Source organism: Limnohabitans sp. T6-5 (assembly GCF_003063315.1).
GTDB lineage: Bacteria > Pseudomonadota > Gammaproteobacteria > Burkholderiales > Burkholderiaceae_C > Limnohabitans_A.
Genome location: NZ_NERV01000002.1, coordinates 152,300 through 172,785, shown reverse-complemented (window position 1 = coordinate 172,785; position 20,486 = coordinate 152,300). Strand labels below are relative to the sequence as shown.

The 20,486-nt window shown below is 58.7% G+C and carries 17 protein-coding genes and 1 tRNA gene; 6 read left to right on the top strand and 12 right to left on the bottom strand.

Annotation, left to right across the window (positions count from 1 at the left end):
* Positions 1 to 64: 64 nt before the first annotated feature.
* From B9Z51_RS06425 to B9Z51_RS06410, 4 genes are read right to left on the bottom strand one after another with little or no spacing between them, the layout of a single operon-like run.
* Entirely contained in the window at positions 65 to 1,669 is a 1,605-nt protein-coding gene (locus B9Z51_RS06425) for an ABC transporter ATP-binding protein (RefSeq protein ID WP_108372987.1), read from the bottom strand.
* Positions 1,666 to 2,721, bottom strand: coding sequence for an ABC transporter permease (locus tag B9Z51_RS06420; protein ID WP_108372985.1), 1,056 nt, complete (start codon positions 2,719 to 2,721; stop codon positions 1,666 to 1,668). Before B9Z51_RS06420 ends, B9Z51_RS06425 begins: the two co-directional genes overlap by 4 nt.
* Positions 2,718 to 3,755, bottom strand: a complete 1,038-nt coding sequence (locus B9Z51_RS06415; protein ID WP_108374800.1) for a microcin C ABC transporter permease YejB — start codon at positions 3,753 to 3,755, stop codon at positions 2,718 to 2,720. The genes B9Z51_RS06420 and B9Z51_RS06415 overlap by 4 nt, the downstream gene beginning before the upstream one ends.
* Positions 3,756 to 3,757: 2 nt before the next feature.
* Positions 3,758 to 5,626, bottom strand: coding sequence for an extracellular solute-binding protein (locus tag B9Z51_RS06410; RefSeq protein ID WP_369958691.1), 1,869 nt, complete (start codon positions 5,624 to 5,626; stop codon positions 3,758 to 3,760).
* 37 nt (positions 5,627 to 5,663) lie between these two features.
* On the opposite strand from B9Z51_RS06410, the gene fabI reads away from it, so the two are divergent.
* Complete coding sequence (gene fabI / locus B9Z51_RS06405; protein WP_108372981.1) at positions 5,664 to 6,479, top strand: enoyl-ACP reductase FabI; 816 nt, start codon at positions 5,664 to 5,666, stop codon at positions 6,477 to 6,479.
* A 78-nt stretch (positions 6,480 to 6,557) separates the two neighbouring features.
* On the opposite strand, the gene B9Z51_RS06400 is transcribed toward fabI, so the two are convergent.
* Positions 6,558 to 8,831 carry an arginine/lysine/ornithine decarboxylase gene (locus tag B9Z51_RS06400; protein ID WP_108372979.1) on the bottom strand — a complete coding sequence of 758 codons (2,274 nt, stop codon included), beginning with the start codon at positions 8,829 to 8,831 and terminating at the stop codon, positions 6,558 to 6,560.
* Between the two features lie 188 nt (positions 8,832 to 9,019).
* On the opposite strand from B9Z51_RS06400, the gene B9Z51_RS06395 reads away from it, so the two are divergent.
* Positions 9,020 to 9,110 (top strand) — tRNA-Ser (locus tag B9Z51_RS06395).
* Between the two features lie 104 nt (positions 9,111 to 9,214).
* On the opposite strand, the gene B9Z51_RS06390 is transcribed toward B9Z51_RS06395, so the two are convergent.
* The 4 genes from B9Z51_RS06390 to B9Z51_RS06375 form a co-directional block, all read right to left on the bottom strand.
* Entirely contained in the window at positions 9,215 to 10,381 is a 1,167-nt protein-coding gene (locus B9Z51_RS06390; RefSeq protein ID WP_108372977.1) for a branched-chain amino acid ABC transporter substrate-binding protein, read from the bottom strand.
* Positions 10,382 to 10,489: 108 nt separating this feature from the next.
* Positions 10,490 to 10,771: a hypothetical protein gene (locus B9Z51_RS06385; protein WP_108372975.1), complete on the bottom strand. Its 282-nt coding sequence runs from the start codon at positions 10,769 to 10,771 to the stop codon at positions 10,490 to 10,492.
* Positions 10,768 to 11,202: a DNA polymerase III subunit chi gene (locus B9Z51_RS06380; protein ID WP_108372973.1), complete on the bottom strand. Its 435-nt coding sequence runs from the start codon at positions 11,200 to 11,202 to the stop codon at positions 10,768 to 10,770. The genes B9Z51_RS06385 and B9Z51_RS06380 overlap by 4 nt, the downstream gene beginning before the upstream one ends.
* 11 nt (positions 11,203 to 11,213) lie before the next feature.
* The gene (locus B9Z51_RS06375) at positions 11,214 to 12,737 is read right to left on the bottom strand and encodes a leucyl aminopeptidase (protein ID WP_108372971.1); all 1,524 of its coding nucleotides are present in this window, start codon (positions 12,735 to 12,737) and stop codon (positions 11,214 to 11,216) included.
* A 166-nt stretch (positions 12,738 to 12,903) separates the two neighbouring features.
* Between B9Z51_RS06375 and lptG the strand changes: the two genes are divergently transcribed.
* Genes lptG through B9Z51_RS06355 form a run of 4 tightly spaced genes read left to right on the top strand, consistent with a single transcriptional unit; the run spans position 12,904 to position 16,605 of the window.
* The gene (gene lptG / locus B9Z51_RS06370; protein WP_108372969.1) at positions 12,904 to 14,010 is read left to right on the top strand and encodes an LPS export ABC transporter permease LptG; all 1,107 of its coding nucleotides are present in this window, start codon (positions 12,904 to 12,906) and stop codon (positions 14,008 to 14,010) included.
* A 17-nt stretch (positions 14,011 to 14,027) separates the two neighbouring features.
* The gene (locus tag B9Z51_RS06365) at positions 14,028 to 14,381 is read left to right on the top strand and encodes a sirohydrochlorin chelatase (RefSeq protein WP_233254858.1); all 354 of its coding nucleotides are present in this window, start codon (positions 14,028 to 14,030) and stop codon (positions 14,379 to 14,381) included.
* A gap of 58 nt (positions 14,382 to 14,439) precedes the next feature.
* Entirely contained in the window at positions 14,440 to 15,381 is a 942-nt protein-coding gene (locus B9Z51_RS06360) for a CysB family HTH-type transcriptional regulator (RefSeq protein WP_108372965.1), read from the top strand.
* A gap of 54 nt (positions 15,382 to 15,435) precedes the next feature.
* Positions 15,436 to 16,605 (top strand): pyridoxal phosphate-dependent aminotransferase, encoded by a 1,170-nt coding sequence (locus tag B9Z51_RS06355; protein ID WP_108372963.1) that lies wholly within the window; start codon positions 15,436 to 15,438, stop codon positions 16,603 to 16,605.
* A gap of 108 nt (positions 16,606 to 16,713) precedes the next feature.
* On the opposite strand, the gene def is transcribed toward B9Z51_RS06355, so the two are convergent.
* Genes def through B9Z51_RS06340 form a run of 3 tightly spaced genes read right to left on the bottom strand, consistent with a single transcriptional unit; the run spans position 16,714 to position 20,481 of the window.
* A complete protein-coding gene (def, locus tag B9Z51_RS06350; RefSeq protein WP_108372961.1) occupies positions 16,714 to 17,253 on the bottom strand; it encodes a peptide deformylase in 540 nt (179 codons plus the stop codon).
* Between the two features lie 54 nt (positions 17,254 to 17,307).
* The gene (gene ligA, locus B9Z51_RS06345) at positions 17,308 to 19,428 is read right to left on the bottom strand and encodes an NAD-dependent DNA ligase LigA (RefSeq protein ID WP_108374798.1); all 2,121 of its coding nucleotides are present in this window, start codon (positions 19,426 to 19,428) and stop codon (positions 17,308 to 17,310) included.
* An 18-nt stretch (positions 19,429 to 19,446) separates the two neighbouring features.
* On the bottom strand, positions 19,447 to 20,481 hold the full coding sequence (locus B9Z51_RS06340) for a cell division protein ZipA C-terminal FtsZ-binding domain-containing protein (protein WP_108374796.1): 1,035 nt from the start codon (positions 20,479 to 20,481) through the stop codon (positions 19,447 to 19,449).
* Positions 20,482 to 20,486 lie beyond the last annotated feature (5 nt).

Below are 20,486 nucleotides of genomic sequence, written 5' to 3'. Positions count from 1 at the left end.
GCCGAAAAACGTGCTAAGTGTGTGATTTCTAAGGAAAACAACAATGACTCATAAGATGCCAACTTCACAAATCCGGGAAGGCATCAAGCAAGTGGCGGGTGTAGGAATGCTGTGGCCGAGTTAGCACATCGAGTGCAGGCCCGGACTCGACAACATGCCCGCCTTGCAAAACCATCACTTGGTGCGCCATGGCACGCAAGACATCAACGTCGTGGGTAATCAATAAATACGCGATGCCCCTGCTTCGCTGCAACGCCTGAAGTAATTTCAGAATTTGCTTTTGCACCGTGACATCGAGTGCGCTGGTCGGTTCATCCAGAACCAACAGCGCAGGCTCGACCACCAAGGCCCTGGCCAGGGCGATGCGTTGCCGCTGGCCACCTGAAAACGCATGCGGATAGCGGTTGAGCAACTGCGGAAAATCTTCACTGGACAAGCCCACTTCGGCCAAAGTGGCCCGAACCCGTTGCTCAATGTCAGACTCTGTCAGGTGAGGCTGGTGCAGCCTCAAGCCTTCCGAGACGATTTCGCCAACCGTCATGCGCGGCGACAGGCTGCCAAAAGGGTCCTGAAAAACCACTTGAACGCGTTGGCGCAAGGCCTTGTCTTTTCGGGGTTGGCCTTGCCAAGCCTGCCCGTCAAATGTCACCTTGCCCTCAAACGGGATCAGGCCCAGCACAGCCTGGGCCAGACTGGACTTGCCGGAGCCGGACTCTCCCATCACCCCCAATGTGGTGCCACCCGGAATGACGAAATCAGCGCCATGCAAGGCCGTGAAGTGTGATTTGGCCCACCAACCGCGCCACCCTGGGACAGGCATCGGATAGCGCACACACAAGTCGCTGGCCTGTACAACAGGGGCAGTTTGAGTTGCGGCATCGGTTTCTCGCAAGCCATCCCGGGATGGGCGGCTGTCGAGCAGCTTTTGGGTGTAAGGATGCTGCGGCCTGGAGAACACGGCATGCAGATCGCCCTGCTCCACCAGGTGACCTTTTTCCATCACGGCTACGCGGCTCGCAAAGTGTCGAACCAAGACCAGGTCATGGGTGATGAGCAGCACCGCCATGCCTGTTTTTTCTTGCAATACCGACAACAGATTCAGCATCTGAAGTCGCAAGCTGGCATCCAGTGCCGTGGTCGGTTCATCGGCCAGCAGGAGTTTGGGCTCGGAGGCCAAGGCCATGGCCATCATGGCCCGCTGGCGTTGCCCGCCAGACAGTTGGTGCGGGTAGGCATGAAAACGGCGCTGCGGGTCATCGATGCCGGTGTCGGCCAGCAAAGCCACTGCACGCTGATCGGCCTGTGGCCCAGGCAGCCATTTTTTGAGTTGCAGAACTTCCGAGATTTGTTGCCCCACCGTCATCAGGGGGTTGAGCGCTGTCATGGGTTCCTGAAAGATCATGGCGATCTCATCACCCCGAATGCGCTGCATCTCGGCAGGCGTTGCTTGCAACAAGTCTTGGCCTTGCCACAGCACCTGACCGCTCAGTTGCGCCGATTCCAGGAGGCGCAGGATGGACAGGGCCGTGACCGACTTGCCCGAACCCGACTCCCCCACCAAGGCCAGGCGCTCACCTGGCTGCATGCAAAGGTCCAGGCCGTGCACCACCTCGGTGCCACCAAAGGCCACGCTGAGTTGCTTCAATTGCAGCAATGGGGCTGTGCTCATGCATCCGCCTTTCGGGGGTCAAGGGCGTCGCGCAGGGCGTCTCCCATGAAGGTCAACAAAAGAAGCGTGACCACCAGAACCCCAAATGTTGAGATGGAAATCCACCAGGCGTCGATGTTGTTTTTGCCTTGTGAGAGCAATTCACCCAATGAGGGCGTGCCCGGCGGCACACCCAAGCCCAGAAAGTCCAAGGATGTCAAAGCCAAAATGGCACCACTCATGCGAAACGGCAAGAAAGTCACCACAGGGGTCATGCTGTTGGGCAGCACATGGCGCCAAATGATTTGCCAATGGCCCAGGCCCAGTGCTCGGGCGGATTTGACGTAATCGAGTTGGCGGTTGCGCAAGAACTCGGCCCGCACGTAGTCGGACAAGCCCATCCAGCCAAACAGGCTGAGCAAGAGCAGCAGCAACCCGACGCTGGGCTCGAAAACCGCCGAAAAAATGATCAGCAAATACAACTCGGGCATGGCGCTCCAGATTTCGATGAAGCGCTGAAACACCAAATCGGTCTTGCCCACAAAAAATCCTTGGACAGCCCCCGTCAGCACACCGAGCAACACACCAAAGACCGTCAAGGCCAGCGCGAACAGCACCGACACCCGAAAACCGTAAAGCAAGCGCGCCAGCACATCGCGGCCCCGGTCATCGGTGCCCAGCAGGTTGCGCGCCGAAGGCGGCGCGGGGTTGGGCAAAGGCGCAAAGTAATCAAGTGTGCTGTGGTGGTAAGGGTTGGGCGCTCTCAGTGCCCAATGGCCATCACGCGCCAATTGCTGCTGGATGAAGGGGTCCAGATAATCGGTCGGGGTTTCAAAATCACCGCCAAAGACCGTCTCAGGCAGTTGCTGAACGACCGGGAAGTACCAGTGCCCTTGATACCGCACCACCAGGGGTTTGTCATTGGACAAAAACTCAGCGCCCAGGCTGAGCACAAAGATCGTGGCAAAAATGATCAGGCTGCCAAAACCCAGGCGGTTGCGCTTGAAACGCAGCCAGGCCCTGCGGGATGGGGACAGCTGCGGCGAGGAAAGCGGTGAAGCGGTTGGGGTCATTGGTCGAACCTCACGCGAGGATCCACCCACAGGTAGCACAGGTCACTGATGAGTTTGGTGACCAGGCCGATCAGGGTGAACAGGTACAAGGTGCCCAGAACCACGGGATAGTCTCTGCGGATCACCGATTCATAACTGAGCAAGCCCAGACCGTCCAGCGAGAACAGGGTTTCAATCAGCAGTGAGCCGGTGAAAAAAGCCCCGATGAATGCCGCCGGGAAGCCCGTCACCAAAGGAATCAGGGCATTGCGCATGACATGGCGATAGAGCACGCGGCGCTCGCTCAGGCCTTTGGCGCGGGCGGTCAGCACGTATTGCTTGCGGATTTCTTCAAGAAAGGCATTTTTGGTCAGCATGGTGGTGACCGCAAAAGCCCCCAGGACGCTGGCCAGCACGGGCAAGGCAATGTGCCAGAGGTAGTCCACCACTTTGCTGCCCCAGCTGAGCTGCTCCCAATTGGACGAGGTCAGGCCGCGCAGCGGAAACCATTGCAACTGGCCACCAAAAACCACCAGCAAAGCCACGCCCAGAACAAAACCGGGTATGGCATAGCCCACGAGCACCAGCAAGCTGGTCACGGTGTCAAAGCGCGAACCGGCACGCACCGCCTTGGCAATGCCCAAAGGCACGGACACCAGATAACTCAAAAAGAAGGTCCACAGACCCAAGCTGATGGAGACAGGCAATTTGTCCTTGATCAGCGTCCAGACATCTTTGGGATAGAAAAAGCTCTTGCCCAAATCAAACCGGGCAAATTGCTGGAGCATTTGCCAAAAGCGTTCGGTGGCTGGTTTGTCAAAACCGTAAAGCGCTTTGATCTCGGCGATGCGCGAGGCATCCACCCCTTGGCGCCCCCGGTAACCACTGCCCGCAGCGGCAGCCCCCTCCCCGCCCGAGTCTCGGCCTTGCAATTGGGACACCATTTGCTCGACCGGTCCACCGGGCACAAACTGGATCACGACAAAGGTCATGATCAAGACGCCTAAGAGCGTCGGGATCATCAGTAAAAGTCGTTTGACGATGTAGGCCAGCATGGTCAGGGGGCTTTCTGTGGGGCCGTTGTGGGCGCCGATCTGGACCACCAGACCGTCGTAACCAGGGCTTCAGGCTGGTAGTAGCGCGGCAAGGCCTGGGGTCTGTCAAAGGCTGCGGCGCGCCAGGACACCCGATGCACCGCGCCGTACCAATGCGGCACCACGTAGTGCCCATGGCGCAGCACACGGTCCAGCGCACGCAAACTGGCCACCAGTTGCGGGCGCGATGTGGCGCCGAGGGCTTTGTCCAGCAAGGCATCCACAGCCGGATCTTTCAGGCCGAGCACATTGCCCGAACCCTCCACATCGGCCGATTTGGAGCCGAAGCGCTCCAGCAACTCGGTGCCCGGCGCTTCGCTGCCCACGGTGCGGTTGCTGACCATATCAAAATCAAAAACATCCATGCGCTTTTGCAGCAAAGCGAAATCAATCACCTTGTACTGCACCTGGATGCCCAGCTTTTCGAGGTTCTTGGCAAAGGGCGTGACCACACGGCCCATGGAGCCCGAGCTGTCCAGAAACTCGATGGTGAAAGGCGTGCCCTTGGCGTTGCGCAAGGCGCCATCGCGGTAAGTCCAGCCAGCGGCCTGGAGCAAGTCACGGGCTTGTCGCAGGTGATCGCGCAGGGTGTGGCCCGAGTCTGCAGCCAATTGGGTGCGGGGCGGCAAAGGCACATCGCTGTCCAACACCGCTGGCGACAGCTTGGCGCGCAAGGGCTCCAGCAAGGCCCGCTCTTCAGGGCCGGGTGGGCCTTTGGCTTCAAAGTCACTGGCCACAAAATAACCACGCACCCGGCTGTAAGCGTTGTAAAAGAGCTGGCGGTTCAGCCATTCAAAGTCCATGGCCAAGGCAATCGCTTGGCGTACCCGCACATCCTTGAACTTGTCGCGACGCAAGTTGAACTGAAAGCCCTGAAAATCGCCCGCATTGCCATGGGGCAACTCGGCTTTGACCAACTCACCCCGGTCAAACGCCCGCCCGGTGAAGGCCCTGGCCCATTCGCGGGCGATGAAGGACTGCATGTAGTCAAACTCACCGGCCTTGAAGGCTTCGAGTTGGGCCGTGCTGTCCTTGTAAATCTTGTAGGTGATGCGGTCAAAGTTGAACAGGCCGCGGCGCACGTTCAGGTCGCGCGCCCAGTAAGCCGCATCACGCACATACGTCACGTCTTTGCCAAACTGCACAGGCCCCATGCGGTAAGGCCCCGAAGCGATAGGCATGTCCATCACCATCTGGTCGAAGGCCTTGCGCACCTGTCCGACTTGCCCCCATTGGCGACTGAACACAGGCAAGCTGCCCACAATCAAAGGCAATTCGCGATTGGGCCGTACAAAATCGAAACGGATGATGCGCTCACCCAACACGGTCGCGGACTTGATTTCGCCAAAGTAGGTTCGGTATTGCGGGGCCGCTTGTTGACTGGTCAAACGCTCAAAAGAATACTGCACATCCGCCGCCAGCACCGCATCGCCGTTGTGGAACCTGGCCTGTGGATGGATGTGAAAGATGACCGACAAACGGTCAGGCGAAACCTGAATGTCCGATGCCAGCAAACCATACGCAGTGGTGGGCTCGTCCATGTTGCCGACCAGCAAGGTGTCAAACATCATGGCCTGCATGCCGGGCGGCGCACTGCCTTTGAGGGTGAAGGGGTTGAATTTATCGAAATTCGACTGGCGCGTGGGCGGCACCAAAACGATTTCACCGCCTTTGGGTGCTTGAGGATTCACATAAGAAAAATGCGAAAAATTTGCGGGATATCGAATATCACCAAACTGCGCATAAGCGTGTGCAGCCCAACTTGGCGCGACCATGCAACCGAGGAGCGCCACCGCCCAACGCATCCAAAATCGGGTCAAGACTGTTCGCATGCGACAATTCTGCCCACATTTTCTTGGAGTTGATGACATGAGTACAAAAACAGGATTTCTGGCCGGTAAAAAATTGCTGATCACCGGAGTTTTGTCCAACCGATCCATCGCTTACGGCATTGCCAAAGCCTGCCATGCACAAGGTGCCGAGCTGGCGTTCAGTTATGTGGGTGAGCGTTTCAAGGACCGTATCACCGAATTTGCAGCAGATTTTGATTCCAAGCTGATTTTTGATTGCGATGTCGGCAGTGATGAACAGATCGAAAAACTGTTCACCGACCTGTCGGCCACCTGGCCCAAGATCGACGGCTTTGTGCATGCCATTGGCTATGCCCCACGCGAAGCAATTGCGGGCGACTTTCTGGATGGCCTGTCACGCGAAGGCTTCAAGATTGCCCACGACATCAGCGCCTACAGCTTCCCCGCCATGGCCAAAGCGGCCCTGCCCTATCTGAACGACAAATCGGCTTTGCTGACGCTGACCTATCTGGGCGCCATCCGCACTGTGCCCAACTACAACACCATGGGCCTGGCCAAAGCCAGCCTGGAAGCCTCGGTGCGTTACCTGGCCGAATCCCTGGGCAGCCAAAACCGTGGCCTGCGCGCCAACGGCATCTCGGCCGGCCCCATCAAGACGCTGGCGGCCAGCGGCATCAAAGGTTTTGGCAAGATTTTGTCGGTGGTGGCCGAAGCCTCGCCGATTCGCCGCAACGTGACCATTGAAGACGTGGGCAATGTGGCTGCGTTCTTGCTGAGCGACCTGGCCGCTGGCGTGACCGCAGAGATCACCTATGTGGACGGTGGCTTCAGCCAGGTGGTGGGCGGGATTGCGGAGCCAGCAGCAACGTCTTGAAATTATTCTTGCAGACATGAAAAAAAGCGGCCAAGGCCGCTTTTTTTATTCTCCCCTGCCTCAGCTACCACCCCGACCTCAGGCCTTCACACAATCTGCAAAGTACCGCTTCTTGCCATCATCGTCCTTGATCTCCACCAGACCGTGGATGTCTGTCTCAAAGCCGGGGCACTTTTCGTTGAATTCGCGGGCGAACTTGAGGTAGTCCACGATCTTCTTGTTGAAGACTTCGCCGGGAATCAACAGCGGAATGCCCGGAGGGTAAGGCGTAACCAAACCGACGGTGATGCGGCCTTCCAGGTGGTCAATTTCCACGCGCTCGGTCTTGCGCTGGGCAATGTGGGCGTAAGCGTCTGACGGACGCATGGCCGGTGCGAGATCCGACAAATACATGTCGGTGGTCAGGCGCGCAATGTCGTACTTGGCGTACATCTCGTGCACATGCTGGCACAGATCGCGCAGGCCCATGCGTTCGTAACGCGGGTGCTTCTGGCAGAACTCCGGCATGATTTTCCACATCGGCTGGTTCTTGGCGTACTCATCTTTGAACTGTTGCAAAGCAGTCAGCAATGTGTTCCAGCGGCCCTTGGTGATGCCGATGGTGAACATGATGAAGAAGCTGTACAGGCCCGTCTTCTCAACCACCACACCGTGCTCGGTCAGGAACTTGCTGACGATGGACGCGGGGATGCCGGTCTTGTCGAACTTGCCATCCAGATCCAAGCCAGGCGTGACGATGGTCGACTTGATCGGGTCGAGCATGTTGAAACCATCTGCCAATTGCTGGCCAAAACCATGCCACTTGCTGGTCTTTTTGCGCGGGTCGTTGCGCAAGATCCAGTCGTCCGCACGGCCAATGCCTTCTTCGGCAAATTTTTCAGGGCCCCAGACCTTGAACCACCAATCTTTGCCGTACTCTGCATCAATCTTGCGCATGGCGCGGCGAAAATCCAGCGCTTCGGCAATGCTTTCTTCCACCAACGCGGTTCCGCCTGGCGGCTCCATCATGGCGGCCGCGACGTCGCAACTGGCAATGATGCTGTACTGCGGCGACGTCGAGGTGTGCATCAGGTACGCCTCATTGAACAGCGGCCTGTCGAGCTTGGTGTTTTGCGCGTCCTGCACCAGCACATGGCTGGCCTGGCTGATACCGGCCAGCAGCTTGTGGATGGACTGAGTGGCATACACCATCGACTCTTTCGGACGTGCGCGCTTTTTGCCCATCGCATGGTACGGACCATAAAACGGGTGGAACGCCGCATGGGGCAACCAAGCCTCGTCAAAGTGAAGGTTTTCCACGTAACCGTCGAGCATGCTCTTGATGGTTTCGGTGTTGTACAAGACGCCGTCGTAAGTTGACTGGGTCAAAGTCATGACGCGTGGCTTGACCTTTTTCGGGTCCACACCCTTGAGCAAAGGGTTGGCCTTGATCTTGGCCATGATGGCTGCGGGCTCGAACTCGCTTTTGGGGATGGGGCCAATGATGCCGAAATGGTTGCGCGTGGGCTTCATGAACACCGGAATCGCACCGGTCATGATGATCGCGTGCAGGATGGATTTGTGGCAGTTGCGGTCCACCACCACCACATCTCCGGGCGCGACCGTGTGGTGCCAGACGATCTTGTTGGAGGTGCTGGTGCCGTTGGTTACGAAGAAACAATGGTCGGCATTGAAGATGCGCGCGGCATTGCGCTCGCTTTCGCCAATGGCGCCGTTGTGGTCCAGCAATTGGCCCAACTCTTCCACCGCGTTGCACACGTCGGCCCGCAGCATGTTCTCGCCATAAAACTGGTGGTACATCTGGCCCACAGGACTCTTCAAAAAGGCCACGCCACCCGAGTGACCTGGGCAGTGCCATGAATACGAGCCGTCTTCGGCATAGTCGAGCAAGGCCTTGAAGAACGGCGGTTGCACGCCTTCCAGATAGCTCTTGGCTTCACGGATGATGTGGCGTGCCACAAACTCCGGAGTGTCCTCGAACATGTGGATGAAGCCGTGCAATTCACGCAGGATGTCGTTGGGCAGGTGGCGCGATGTCTTGGTTTCGCCGTAGATATAAATCGGCACATCGGCATTTTTGCGGCGCACTTCGTCGATGAAAGCGCGCAAGTTGATGACGGCCGGGTCCAGATCAGGACCGGGCGAGAACTCTTCATCGTCGATCGACAAGATGAAAGCGCTGGCACGGCTTTGCTGTTGGGCAAACTGCGACAAGTCGCCATAGCTGGTCACGCCCAAGACCTCAAACCCCTCACTGACAATGGCATCCGCCAAGGCGCGAATGCCCAGACCCGATGTATTTTCAGAACGGTAGTCTTCGTCAATGATGACGATGGGGAAACGGAATTTCATGGGCGGATGAGGGCAAAGGCCAAAAGAAAGACAAACAGCCGCGAAGTTTAAGGACAAAAACGCCTGGCAACGCAGCCGTCATGGAGAATTCACAAAAAAACCAAGGTGCAACAGACAGCAGACAAAGTTCAACCTATCTGCAGGACCCGTCAAAAACGACGATTTCCGCTGCTACAATACGACGCTTCGGAGCGGTGGATGAGTGGTTTAAGTCGCACGCCTGGAAAGCGTGTGTGGGTTAATAGCCCACCGCGGGTTCGAATCCCGCCTGCTCCGCCAAAACAAAAAAAGCCTGCACATGTGCAGGCTTTTTTTCGTCTGTGCATTCAAAACCGGCAGCGCCAGGTTTTGAATGACGCCCCCGAAACTCGGGGGCTGCCAGATCAGCGAACGACCGCGAGTTGGGCGCGCTCACCACCTTTGTAGGTGTACAGAGTCAAAGCGCCATTCTTGATGTCGCCCTTTTCGTCAAATGCGATGTCGCCTGTGACGCCTTTGTATTGGATGGCTTTCAAGACTGGCAGGTACTTGGCTGGGTCAGCAGAGCCCGCAGTCACCATGGCTGTGGCCATGACTTTCACAGCGTCATACACATAGGGAGCGTACACCTGCACGTCGGCATTGAATTTGGATTTGAAGTCGGTGCGGAACTTGTCCATACCGGCTTTTTGTTCGCCTTCCACACCACCGGCTTCAGCACAGAAGACGGTTTCGTCTTTCATCGCATCACCAGCCAGTTTGGCCAGCTCGGAAGTGCAGATGCCGTCGCCGCCCATGAACTTGGCCTGGATGCCCAGGGATTTCATCTGACGCAGCATGGGGCCAGCCACAGCGTCCATGCCACCGAAGAACACGATGTCAGGCTTCTTGGCCTTCAGGGTGGTCAGGATGGAGTTGAAGTCAGAAGCTTTGTCGGTGGTGAATTCGTGACCGACGATGGTGCCGCCTGCAGCGGTCGCGCCCTTCTCGAACTCTTCAGCGACGCCTTGGCCGTAAGCGGTACGGTCGTCAATCACAGCGATGTTTTTACCTTTGAGGGTTTCCACAGCGTATTTGCCGAGGGTACCGCCCAGGTGCACATCGTCAGCCACTACGCGGAACGCGCCTGTGTAACCTTGGCGGGTGTACTTGGGGTTCGTTGCCGATGGAGAGATTTGAGGAATACCAGCCGTGTTGTAGATTTGCGAAGCTGGAATGGTGGTACCGGAGTTCAGGTGACCAATCACGCCGTTGACTTTGGCGTCCACCAGCTTTTGAGCGGCAGCAGTGCCTTGCTTGGGATCAGCGGCATCATCTTCGGCCAGCAGTTCAAATTTGACGGCTTTGTCGCCAAATTTCAGACCTGCTGCATTGAGCTCTTCGATGGCCATGCGGGCACCGTTTTCGTTGTCCTTGCCCAAGTGAGCAATGGCACCACTGACGGGTCCAACGTGACCAATTTTGACAACCACGCCATCCGACGCGGCTTCTTTTTTGCCGCATGCGGCCAAAACCATTGCGGCTGCAGCCACCGCGACCAAAGTCAAAGAACGATTACGAGAAGATTTCATATGAACTCCGAAAAAAATTTTGCTCGAATTAAGCAGCCTGTGAAGATACTGCAAAAACGAAAGTTGTGCGTCAGGGAAAACCAAAATTCACAGAGATTTTCGCAAAAATTAACCCTTGGGATTTTGATATTTCTCAGAACGTTTCTCCCACAGACCCTGAATGCTTCTGCGCACCAATTCGGTGGTCAAGCGATCCAATTCGGGGCGCAAGCCATCAAGCAATTCATTGGACATGGAAAACAAGGCCGCGCGTTCCGCTTCGCGCACATCCAGCGCCACCCTTACGGCTTCAGGGATCAGGGATGCGTCAAGCGCGGCGTTCAGTGTGGGAATTTCAGCCTCTGCTGGGATGGCATCCTGGCTGTTTGAGGGGGGCAAGGGATGGGTCATGATGCAGAAACTTTGGACAAGTCGTGTTGCAACAAATCATAGCCCTGAGCTGTGTAATGCTTCCAACGTTGGCGAGCGCACATTCGGCTGTGGTCATCCATGGCCACAATTTCGATCAGTCGCTCAAAACGTTCAAAGCCCTCCGGCACGTCGTCGCCCAGATTGAGCAGTACATCCAAGGTCCCCAGATCAGTGGTACTGGGACTCAAGAGGATGGCCGAAGCCTGCTGAATATCTGTGGGGTTGGCCGTGGTGCTGTGTGGCAAAAAATCTGTGGCTGAAAAGGTCCAAAGTGCCGCATCCAACTGGCGCAAAGTGGCCTGCGCCCCGACAACGCCCACGCGCAAACTGCGTCCATGCGCTTTGCGCAGCAGCCGACAAGCGTATTGCAGGCGCTCCGGGGCATTGAAGTGAAATTCGATGCGGGTCATTGACGCCACCGTCAAGTGCGGCGGGGCTTGGCCCTGCCTGCGGTTTTTAGAGGCGTTTTAGCTGCTGCTTGGCCAGGCACTTTGGAAGTGGTGTGTGACAACAGATACGTCAGCAGCAAGGCCACGGGCCGCCCCGTGGCGCCTTTGGCCGCACCACTGCGCCAGGCAGTGCCCGCAATATCAAGGTGCGCCCAGGGGTAGCGCGAAGCAAAACGCTGCAAAAATTTGGCGGCCGTGACCGAGCCGCCTGCCCTGCCTGCCACGTTGGCCACATCGGCAAAGCGGGTCTTCAGGCCTTCGGCATAGTCGTCGTCCAGGGGCATGCGCCAGCATGCATCACCGGCTTCTTCACCCGCCTGTTGCAAGGCCTGGGCCAGATCATCGTTGCTGGAAAACAGACCCGAGCGCACAGCGCCCAAAGCGATCACGCACGCGCCAGTCAAGGTGGCAATGTCGATCACGGCTTGGGGCTTGAAGCGCTCGGCATAGGTCAGTGCATCGCACAGCACCAGGCGACCTTCAGCATCGGTGTTGAGGATTTCAATGGTCTGACCGCTCATGCTGGTGACCACATCACCGGGCTTGACGGCTTGGCCACTGGGCATGTTTTCGGTGGCTGGAATCAGGCCCACCACATTGATGGCCGGTTTGATCTGCGCCAAAGCCTTGAAGACGCCCAAAACGCTGGCCGCACCGCTCATGTCGTATTTCATTTCATCCATTTCAGCCGCTGGCTTGATGGAGATACCGCCAGTATCAAAGGTGATGCCTTTGCCCACCAGAACCACAGGCGCTTGCGCTGCCGGTGCGCCGTTGTAGCGCATGACGATGAATTTCAGTGGTTCAGTAGCACCTTGGGCAACGGCCAAAAAGGCGCCCATGCCCAGTTTGGTGACTTCACGCACACCCAGCACCTCGCATTTGAAGCCCGCGCCCTTGGCAATGCCTTGGGCGGCCTGGGCCAGCAAGGTGGGGGTGGCATGGTTGGCCGGCCGATTGGCCCACTCTTTGGCCACTTCAACACCCTGGACCAGGGCCTGCGCGCGCGCCAAGGCTTCACGGCGGGGGGCGTCGACCGTGTCCATGCTGAACATGACCTGCTTGAGCGTTCTGGGTTTGGGCTTGCTCAGGGTGCTGGTGTAACTGTAAGAAGCTTCGGCCAAAGCACTGACGGCCGCTTGCAGGGCCTGCGCAGACACGTCGGCCAGCGCATGAACGCCCAAGTTTTTGAGTTTGACGGATTTCAAGGCCCCCCAGGCCGCAGCGATGGCTCGGCGCATGTGTGCAGGAGTGCTGTCCTCGGTGCACACCACCACGACCTGACGCGACTTGACGCCCGCCAAGGCATACAAGGACAAGACATTACCGGCCTTGAGCTCAAAATCTCCATGCTGGATCGCTGTGCGCACCACGGAAACGATGGGATTGGCGATGTCCAGCGATTCAGGCAATTGAGAGGGCCACAAAACGATCAGGGCATCCTGTTCGTCGCGAATGATGCGTGAAAGGGTACGTTTTTGGATTTCGAAGTTCATAATTCAGCTTTTCCTTCGCGCCAATGTTATTCCATTCTCCCCTTCGCCAAGACTTGGCACATGATTTCAAAGACGTACAGCGCAGACTGCATGGTCTGATCTGCCGCGTGCTCTGCCTGCCATCGTTGGCTTTGATGGATCAGCCCACACCCTGCGGGGCTCGCGCATGAAAACCGTTCGCCGTTTGCTGCATGGCGAGATTTTGCTGGCGGTAACTTTTGTGGCGGCCAGCTTTCTGGCTCTGTTCGGTTTTTTTGACCTGGTCAGCGAACTGCAAGAACTCAACCGTTACGCCGCCCAGGGCTACCAGTTGCAACATGCCCTGCTCTACATCGGACTGAAAGTGCCGGTGCATCTGTATGAGCTGCTGCCCATTTCTGTCTTGATCGGGACCATTTTGGTCATGGCCAGGCTGGCGCAAAGCTCGGAATTCACCATCTTGCGCACTGGTGGACTGGACCCTTTGCGTGCCTTGGGCTCCTTGATGAGCCTGGGGCTTATTTTTGTCACCCTCACCTTTCTCAATGGCGACTACCTGGCCCCCTGGGCCGATCGACAGGCCATTCAGCTCAAAGGCCCGTTTCAGGGGCGCCTAACCATTGGACAGACTGGCGCTTGGCTGAAAGAAACGCAAGGCACTCGTCACTTTGCGGTCAACGTACGCTCGTTTGACGGCCTGGCGCACATGGAAAACATCCGCATCCATGAGTTCAACGTCCAGGGTCAACTGCAAAGCATCACCACTGCTGCGCAAGGCGTGATCCAGAACAACGCCTGGCTGCTCAAAGACGGCGAGAGAAAGACCATTTCACACGTTGAAGCCTCCCACCAGCTCAGCTTCAAGTCCGAGCGCGTGGTGGAACAGCTGTGGCCCACGCACATCAGCACCGACATGGTCGCCGCCGCCTTGCTCAGTCCCGAACGCATGCGCATTGTGGATTTGTTCCAGTACATCCGCCATCTGTCGCAGAACAAACAGAATGCTCAGGCCTACGAAATCGAGTTTTGGCGCAAAGTGTTCTACCCGCTCAGCTGCCTGGTGATGCTGGTGCTGGCCATGCCGTTTGCGTATTTGCACTTTCGCTCAGGACAAATTGCCGGACACGTCTTTTTGGGTGTCCTGGCGGGCATCAGCTTCACCTTGCTGAGCAATCTGTTTGGTTTCGTGGGCAATTTGCACAACTGGCAGCCCTGGCTGACTTCGGCGGCCCCGGCTTTGATCTACAGCGCCATTTCACTGGGCGCATTTTGGTGGATGGTCTTGCGGAGATGACAAACAACCCGGCCCCCATGGGCGTGATTCTTTTTGCCCACGGTTCGCGCGATCCTCTGTGGCGCTTGCCCATTGATGCCGTGGCCGAACACATGAAAGCGCGTTGGCCCGACATGGCGGTGGAATGCGCTTTTCTTGAACTGACCCCACCCGATTTGGCCACCACCGTCGAGCAATTGATGACACGCGGCTTGTCGCACATTCGCATCGTGCCCATGTTTCTGGGTGTCGGGCGGCACGCGAGAGAAGATTTGCCTGCACTGGTGGATGACCTGGCACTCGCCTACCCGCAAATGCGTTTTGAGCTGATGCCCGCGATTGGCGAACACCCGGCCATGACCGCCCTGATGGCGGACATCGCAGCCGGTTAACGCACCTGCATATAGACATCTAAAGCATAATGATGCAATTCAATATAGCCTTGAGCATATGAACCTGCATCAATTCCGATTCGTCCAAGAAGCCGCACGCCGCAACCTCAACCTGACGGAAACGGCCAAGGCACTGCACACCTCCCAGCCGGGCGTCTCCAAGGCCATCATTGAGCTGGAAGAAGAGCTGGGCATCGACATCTTTGCCCGCCACGGCAAGCGTCTCAAGCGCATCACCGAGCCCGGTCAGCATGTGCTGCACAGCATCGAAGTCATCCTGCGAGAAGTGGGCAACCTGCGCAAAATTGGCGACCAGTACAGCGCTCAGGACAGCGGCACCTTGTCGATTGCCACCACCCACACGCAAGCGCGCTATGTGCTGCCCATGCCGGTGGCCAAGCTGCGCGAAAAGTACCCCAAGGTCAACATCAGCCTGCACCAGGGCGCCCCGGATCAGGTGGCCAAAATGCTGCTCGACGACACGGCCGAAATCGGTATCGCCACTGAATCGCTGTCAGCCTACGAAGACCTGGTCACGCTGCCTTGCTATGAATGGCAACACGTTCTGGTGTTGCCGCTGGACCATCCCCTGGCCCAAAAAGAGCATTTGTCACTCGAAGACATTGCCAGCGAACCCATCATCACCTACCACCCGTCTTTCACAGGTCGCAGCCGCATTGACCATGCCTTTGCGGCCAGAAAGCTGCACCCCCGCATCGCCCTGGAAGCCATCGACTCTGACGTGATCAAGACCTATGTGCGCCTGGGGCTGGGCATTGGCATCGTGGCCGAAATGGCCATCAAGGACGACCCCGTCCAAGATTTGGCCATCCGGCCACTGGCCGGGTTGCTGGGCATGAACGTGGCCCGAGTGGCCTTCAAACGCGGAGCCTATCTGCGCCACTTCGTCTACCACTTTGCTGAGCTGCTGAGCGACCGACTCACCGCCCCTCTGATCGCCAAAGCCATGAACGGGCACGTCAACGATTACGAGCTGTAAGCGCTCGGCCACTGAACGCGTATTTTTCAATCCCTTATTTTTCTTGCCGCCACCATGAACGCACGCACGCCCCAATTGGTCTCCAAAGCCCCGAACATGGGCACCACCATTTTCACGGTCATGTCAGCACTTGCGGCCGAAAAGAATGCGGTCAATCTGGGACAAGGCTTTCCGGACTTTCCGTGCGACCCCAAGCTGCTGGATCTGGTGGATGGCGCCATGCGCGAAGGCCTCAACCAATACCCCCCGATGCCAGGCGTGGCCCCGCTGCGCGAGGCCGTTTCGAAAAAAATTGAAACACTTTATGGCCGCCATTACGACCCGGCCAGCGAGATCACCGTCACCGCCGGGGCGACACAGGCCATCCTGACGGCCATCCTGGCCATCGTGCACCCCGGCGACGAAGTCATTGTTCTGGAGCCTTGCTACGACAGCTATGTGCCCAACATCGAACTGGCCGGTGGCGTGGTGGTGCGCGTGCCGCTGACACCGGGCAGCTTCCGCCCCGACTTTGACAAGATCCGCGCCGCCATCAGTCCCAAAACGCGCGCCATCCTCATCAACTCGCCGCACAACCCCAGCGGCATGATCTGGTCGCGCCAGGACATGCTGACACTGCAGGACATCCTGGCGCCCACCGACATCGTGCTCATCAGCGACGAGGTTTACGAACACATGGTCTATGCGCCCAACCAGCACTGGAGCGCGGCCCACTTTGACGGACTGGCCGCCCGTGCCTTCATCGTCTCGAGCTTTGGCAAGACCTACCATGTGACGGGCTGGAAAATTGGCACCGTGGCCGCCCCGGCCGCGTTCACGGCCGAATTCCGCAAGGTGCACCAATTCAACGTGTTCACCGTGAACACCCCCATGCAGCACGCCCTGGCCCGTTTCATGGCAGACCCTGCCCCCTACCTGGAACTGCCCGCCTTCTACCAACGCAAACGCGACCTGTTCCGCGAAGGATTGTCCAGCACCCAATTCAAACTGCTGCCGGGCGAAGGCACCTACTTTCAATGCGTGGACATTTCAGGCTTGGGTGTACCCGAGAAAAACCTCGGCGAGGCTGACTTCTGCCAATGGCTCACCACCGAAATCGGCGTCGCCGCCATTCCCCTGTCGGCCTTTTACGGCAACGGTTTTGACCAGAAAGTCATCCGGTTTTGCTTTGCGAAGAAAGATGAAACCCTCAAGTTGGCCTTGGAGCGCCTGGCCCGGCTGTAAGCGACAGGCGAGCAAGCTGGCCAGGCACTCGTGGCTGGCCCTGCTGCGTAAACGGCTGCTTGCAGGTCAGGCCTGGTCCAGCGCCAAAGCAGACTGGGCCAGTGGGCCTCAATCGTCCTGTGCGGCGCTGATGCCGGGAAACAAGACTTCGGTGTAGCCAAACTTGGTGAAATCTCGCACCCGCATCGGGTAGAGCTTGCCCAGCAGGTGATCGCACTCATGCTGCACCACGCGGGCATGAAAACCCTCCACCGTGCGGTCAATCATGTCCCCCGACAAATCGAGGCCCGCGTAGCGGATGCGCGCAAAACGCGGCACCATGCCACGAAGCCCCGGCACGGACAAGCAGCCTTCCCAGTCCTCTTCTTCGGTGTCATCCAAAGGCACAATCACCGGATTGATCAACACCGTGCGCGGCACCACAGGAGCATTGGGGTAACGCGGATTGATGCGATCTGTCCCAAAGATCACCACCTGCAAATCCACCCCGATTTGTGGTGCGGCCAAGCCCGCACCGTTGACTGCGGCCATGGTGTCTTGCATGTCCTGGACAAGTTCGTCCAACCCTCGCATTTGCTGCGGGGATACCACTTGGGCCACTCGCAATAGCCGTGGATCGCCCATTTTCAGAATCTCGCGAACACTCATGGCTTTATCTCCCTGAAAAAAATGTCTGGCTGCCAAGGCTGCATGCTGGCCGGCTCAAGGTTTCTGGCCCGACAGCAAGACCGCCAGCCCGGCATCATCGAGCACCGGCACACCCAGCGCCTGCGCCTTGTCGAGCTTGCTGCCTGCCTCGGCACCGGCCACCACGTAGCTGGTTTTCTTGCTCACCGAGCCGGCCACTTTGGCCCCCAAGGCCTCAAGTTTGTCCTTGGCCTCGTCGCGTCCCATGGTTTGCAGTGTGCCCGTCAAGACCACCGTGACGCCCGCCAAGGGCATTTCAGTCGGCGCCAAGGCCTCGCCTTCGGCCCAGCGGATGCCCGCATCGCGCAGGGCTTGCACCACTTCGCGGTTGTGCGGTTGGTCAAAAAACGTGCGGATGCTGTGCGCCACGATGGGGCCCACATCGGCCACTTGCAAGAGCGCATCTTCGCTGGCGGCCATGACGGCATCGAGCTGACCAAAGTGCCGGGCCAGTTCTTTGGCCGTGGCCTCGCCCACATGGCGAATGCCCAAGCCAAACAAAAAACGCGGCAGCGTGGCTTGTTTGGATTTTTCCAGCGCCTGCAGCAAATTGACCGCTGATTTCTCAGCCATGCGGTCCATGTTGGCCAGGTTTTCCAGCTTCAGGTGGTACAGGTCTGCCAAGGTATTGACTTGCCCGGAATCGACCAATTGGTCCACGAGTTTGTCACCCAAACCGTCCACATCCATGGCGCGGCGGTGCGCAAAGTGCCAAACCGCCTGTTTGCGTTGGGCGCTGCAAAACAGCCCGCCCGTGCAGCGGTGGTCGGCTTCGCCCTCTTCGCGCTCGGCCAGGCTGCCGCACACGGGGCAATGGCTCATCATGGTGAATTGCGGTGCATCGGCGGGTCTGCGGTCCAGCACCACCGACACCACCTCGGGGATCACGTCACCTGCGCGGCGCACGATCACGGTGTCGCCGATCCGCACGTCTTTGCGGCGGGCTTCGAGTTCGTTGTGCAGCGTGGCATTGGTGACCGTGACGCCGCCCACAAACACGGGGGCCAGCTTGGCCACAGGCGTGAGCTTGCCGGTGCGGCCCACCTGCACGTCGATGGCCAGCACCTGGGTCATTTCTTCTTGCGCCGGGTATTTGTGCGCCACCGCCCATCGGGGCTCGCGGGTCACAAAGCCCAGCTGCTGTTGCAGGGCCAGGTCGTTGACCTTGTAGACCACCCCATCGATGTCGTAAGGCAGGCTGTCGCGCTGCGCCGCGATGCGCTGGTGAAAGGCCACCAGGCCCGCAGCGCCCTCGACCACGGCCGTTTGCTCGGCCACCGGGAAGCCCCAGGCCTTGAGCTGCATGAGCATGTCGTAGTGGGTGGTCCACAAAGGCTGGTCAGCGGGCGCAGTCACCTCACCCAGACCGTAGGCAAAAAAGCTCAGCGGCCGGTCGGCGGCAATGCCGGAGTCCAGCTGGCGCACGGCGCCTGCGGCGGCATTGCGCGGGTTCACAAAGGTTTTTTCGCCCTTGGCCCCAGCGGCAATGCGCTGGCGCTGGCGTTCGTTCAAGGCCTCAAAGTCACCCCGTCGCATGTAGACCTCGCCGCGCACTTCCAGCACCGCTGGCACGCCTTCGGGCAGGCGCAGCGGGATCTGGCCGATGGTGCGCACATTGGCGGTCACGTCTTCGCCGGTTTCGCCGTCACCCCGGGTGGCGCCTTGCACCAGCACGCCGTTTTCGTAGCGCAGGCTCATGGCCAGGCCGTCGAATTTGAGTTCAGCCACGTAGCCCACGGCGGGCTGGGCATCGCCGAGGCCCAGCTCCTTGCGGATGCGGGCATCAAAAGCCTCTGCGCCGCTGGCTTTGGTGTCCGTTTCGGTGCGGATGCTGAGCATGGGCACACGGTGCCTCACTTGGGCAAATTCGGCCAGAACCTTGCCCCCCACCCGTTGCGTGGGTGAATCCGGAGTCAGCAACTCGGGGTGCTCAGCTTCGAGTGCCTGCAATTGCCGAAACAATCGGTCGTATTCGGCATCGGGGATCTCGGGGGCATCCAGCGTGTAGTAGCGGTGCGCATGGTGATGCAAGGCAGCACGCAACTGGGCTGCACGAACAGCAGTCGATGTCACAGGCTTGGCAGACAAATCGCTGGTGGCGGCCTGAGCATCGCCAAACAAATCCGGGTGAGTCAGGGTCACGCTATGCACCCATCAGGAAAACAAACGACGTGACTGCGGCGAACCAGCCGACAACTCACGTTGATCGAGGGCGTTGTAGAGCTGAGCCAGGTCATTGGCAATGTCGTCCAGCACGTCATCGGCCAGCACCTGTCCTCGGCCATCGGTGACCACCCCGTCCATGGACTGGGCCAGCAAGCGAGCCGCTTCGCGCAGCCGGTCAAAGGGCTGGTCTTCGCGCGCCGTCTGCGGCACATCCAGACTGAGAGAAAACTCGCGCACAGCCGACAGGTCTGGGTCTTCGGCCAAGGCTGCTTGCATGTCAAAAACCAGGGACAGCACAGGCGGCAAGCCGGGCACTGAAGCAGGCAACACCATCCGACCAGGAATCGAGCCGGCAATAAATCCCAGGCGGGCTGCATGCTGCTGGATGTAGCCCGGGCTCCAGGCCGCCTCACGCGCGCACAGTGTCACGCTCAATTGCGCATCATGGGCGTTGGCAAATTGGTCCAGTTCACGCGCACGGGCCACCTCTTCGAGCATGTCGCTGAAGGTGGCCGTGCCGCCCACCGCATCGGCAAATGCCTGGGTTTTGACCACAAACTCGGAAAACTCGATGTCGTTGAGCGCACCCATGCGGTTGGCCAGCTGCACACCGGCCTGAAATGCCGAGTAACGCTGTCCAGGCACCACCACCTCCCATTCGCCACTGAGCTGGCTGCAGCCTTCCACGGTGAAAAGCTTGGTGCCCACGCGGCGCGTGGTCGGCAGCGCCGCCAAGGCAGCATCGCCCGAAACCGGTTGATCCACCTCAATGGTCGAAATTACATCGATCAAGGCGTCCAGCTGTGGCTTGCGCTCGGGTTGAGGCAAATTGGCAAAATCATCGTCCAGCACCGGTTCTGTGGCCCCGGTCGGGTCCAACAAAGGCGCTTGGGCCTGAGCGATGTCAGTGCTGGGCTCGGGCAGCCGAGGCGTGCTTTTGCGCGAGGTCCAGTAGTTGTAGGCCACCACCCCGACCACCGTGAGGCCCCCCATGGCCACCAGGCTGACTTGCAATGAACTCAACGAAT

What these genes read in the sequence shown, in the direction of transcription:
- B9Z51_RS06425 (WP_108372987.1), bottom strand. Translation starts at nt 1,669, where the DNA reads ATGAGCACAGCCCCATTGCTGCAATTGAAGCAACTCAGCGTGGCCTTT.
- B9Z51_RS06420 (WP_108372985.1), bottom strand. Translation starts at nt 2,721, where the DNA reads ATGACCCCAACCGCTTCACCGCTTTCCTCGCCGCAGCTGTCCCCATCC.
- B9Z51_RS06415 (WP_108374800.1), bottom strand. Translation starts at nt 3,755, where the DNA reads ATGCTGGCCTACATCGTCAAACGACTTTTACTGATGATCCCGACGCTC.
- B9Z51_RS06410 (WP_369958691.1), bottom strand. Translation starts at nt 5,626, where the DNA reads ATGCGAACAGTCTTGACCCGATTTTGGATGCGTTGGGCGGTGGCGCTC.
- fabI (WP_108372981.1), top strand. Translation starts at nt 5,664, where the DNA reads ATGAGTACAAAAACAGGATTTCTGGCCGGTAAAAAATTGCTGATCACC.
- B9Z51_RS06400 (WP_108372979.1), bottom strand. Translation starts at nt 8,831, where the DNA reads ATGAAATTCCGTTTCCCCATCGTCATCATTGACGAAGACTACCGTTCT.
- B9Z51_RS06390 (WP_108372977.1), bottom strand. Translation starts at nt 10,381, where the DNA reads ATGAAATCTTCTCGTAATCGTTCTTTGACTTTGGTCGCGGTGGCTGCA.
- B9Z51_RS06385 (WP_108372975.1), bottom strand. Translation starts at nt 10,771, where the DNA reads ATGACCCATCCCTTGCCCCCCTCAAACAGCCAGGATGCCATCCCAGCA.
- B9Z51_RS06380 (WP_108372973.1), bottom strand. Translation starts at nt 11,202, where the DNA reads ATGACCCGCATCGAATTTCACTTCAATGCCCCGGAGCGCCTGCAATAC.
- B9Z51_RS06375 (WP_108372971.1), bottom strand. Translation starts at nt 12,737, where the DNA reads ATGAACTTCGAAATCCAAAAACGTACCCTTTCACGCATCATTCGCGAC.
- lptG (WP_108372969.1), top strand. Translation starts at nt 12,904, where the DNA reads ATGAAAACCGTTCGCCGTTTGCTGCATGGCGAGATTTTGCTGGCGGTA.
- B9Z51_RS06365 (WP_233254858.1), top strand. Translation starts at nt 14,028, where the DNA reads ATGGGCGTGATTCTTTTTGCCCACGGTTCGCGCGATCCTCTGTGGCGC.
- B9Z51_RS06360 (WP_108372965.1), top strand. Translation starts at nt 14,440, where the DNA reads ATGAACCTGCATCAATTCCGATTCGTCCAAGAAGCCGCACGCCGCAAC.
- B9Z51_RS06355 (WP_108372963.1), top strand. Translation starts at nt 15,436, where the DNA reads ATGAACGCACGCACGCCCCAATTGGTCTCCAAAGCCCCGAACATGGGC.
- def (WP_108372961.1), bottom strand. Translation starts at nt 17,253, where the DNA reads ATGAGTGTTCGCGAGATTCTGAAAATGGGCGATCCACGGCTATTGCGA.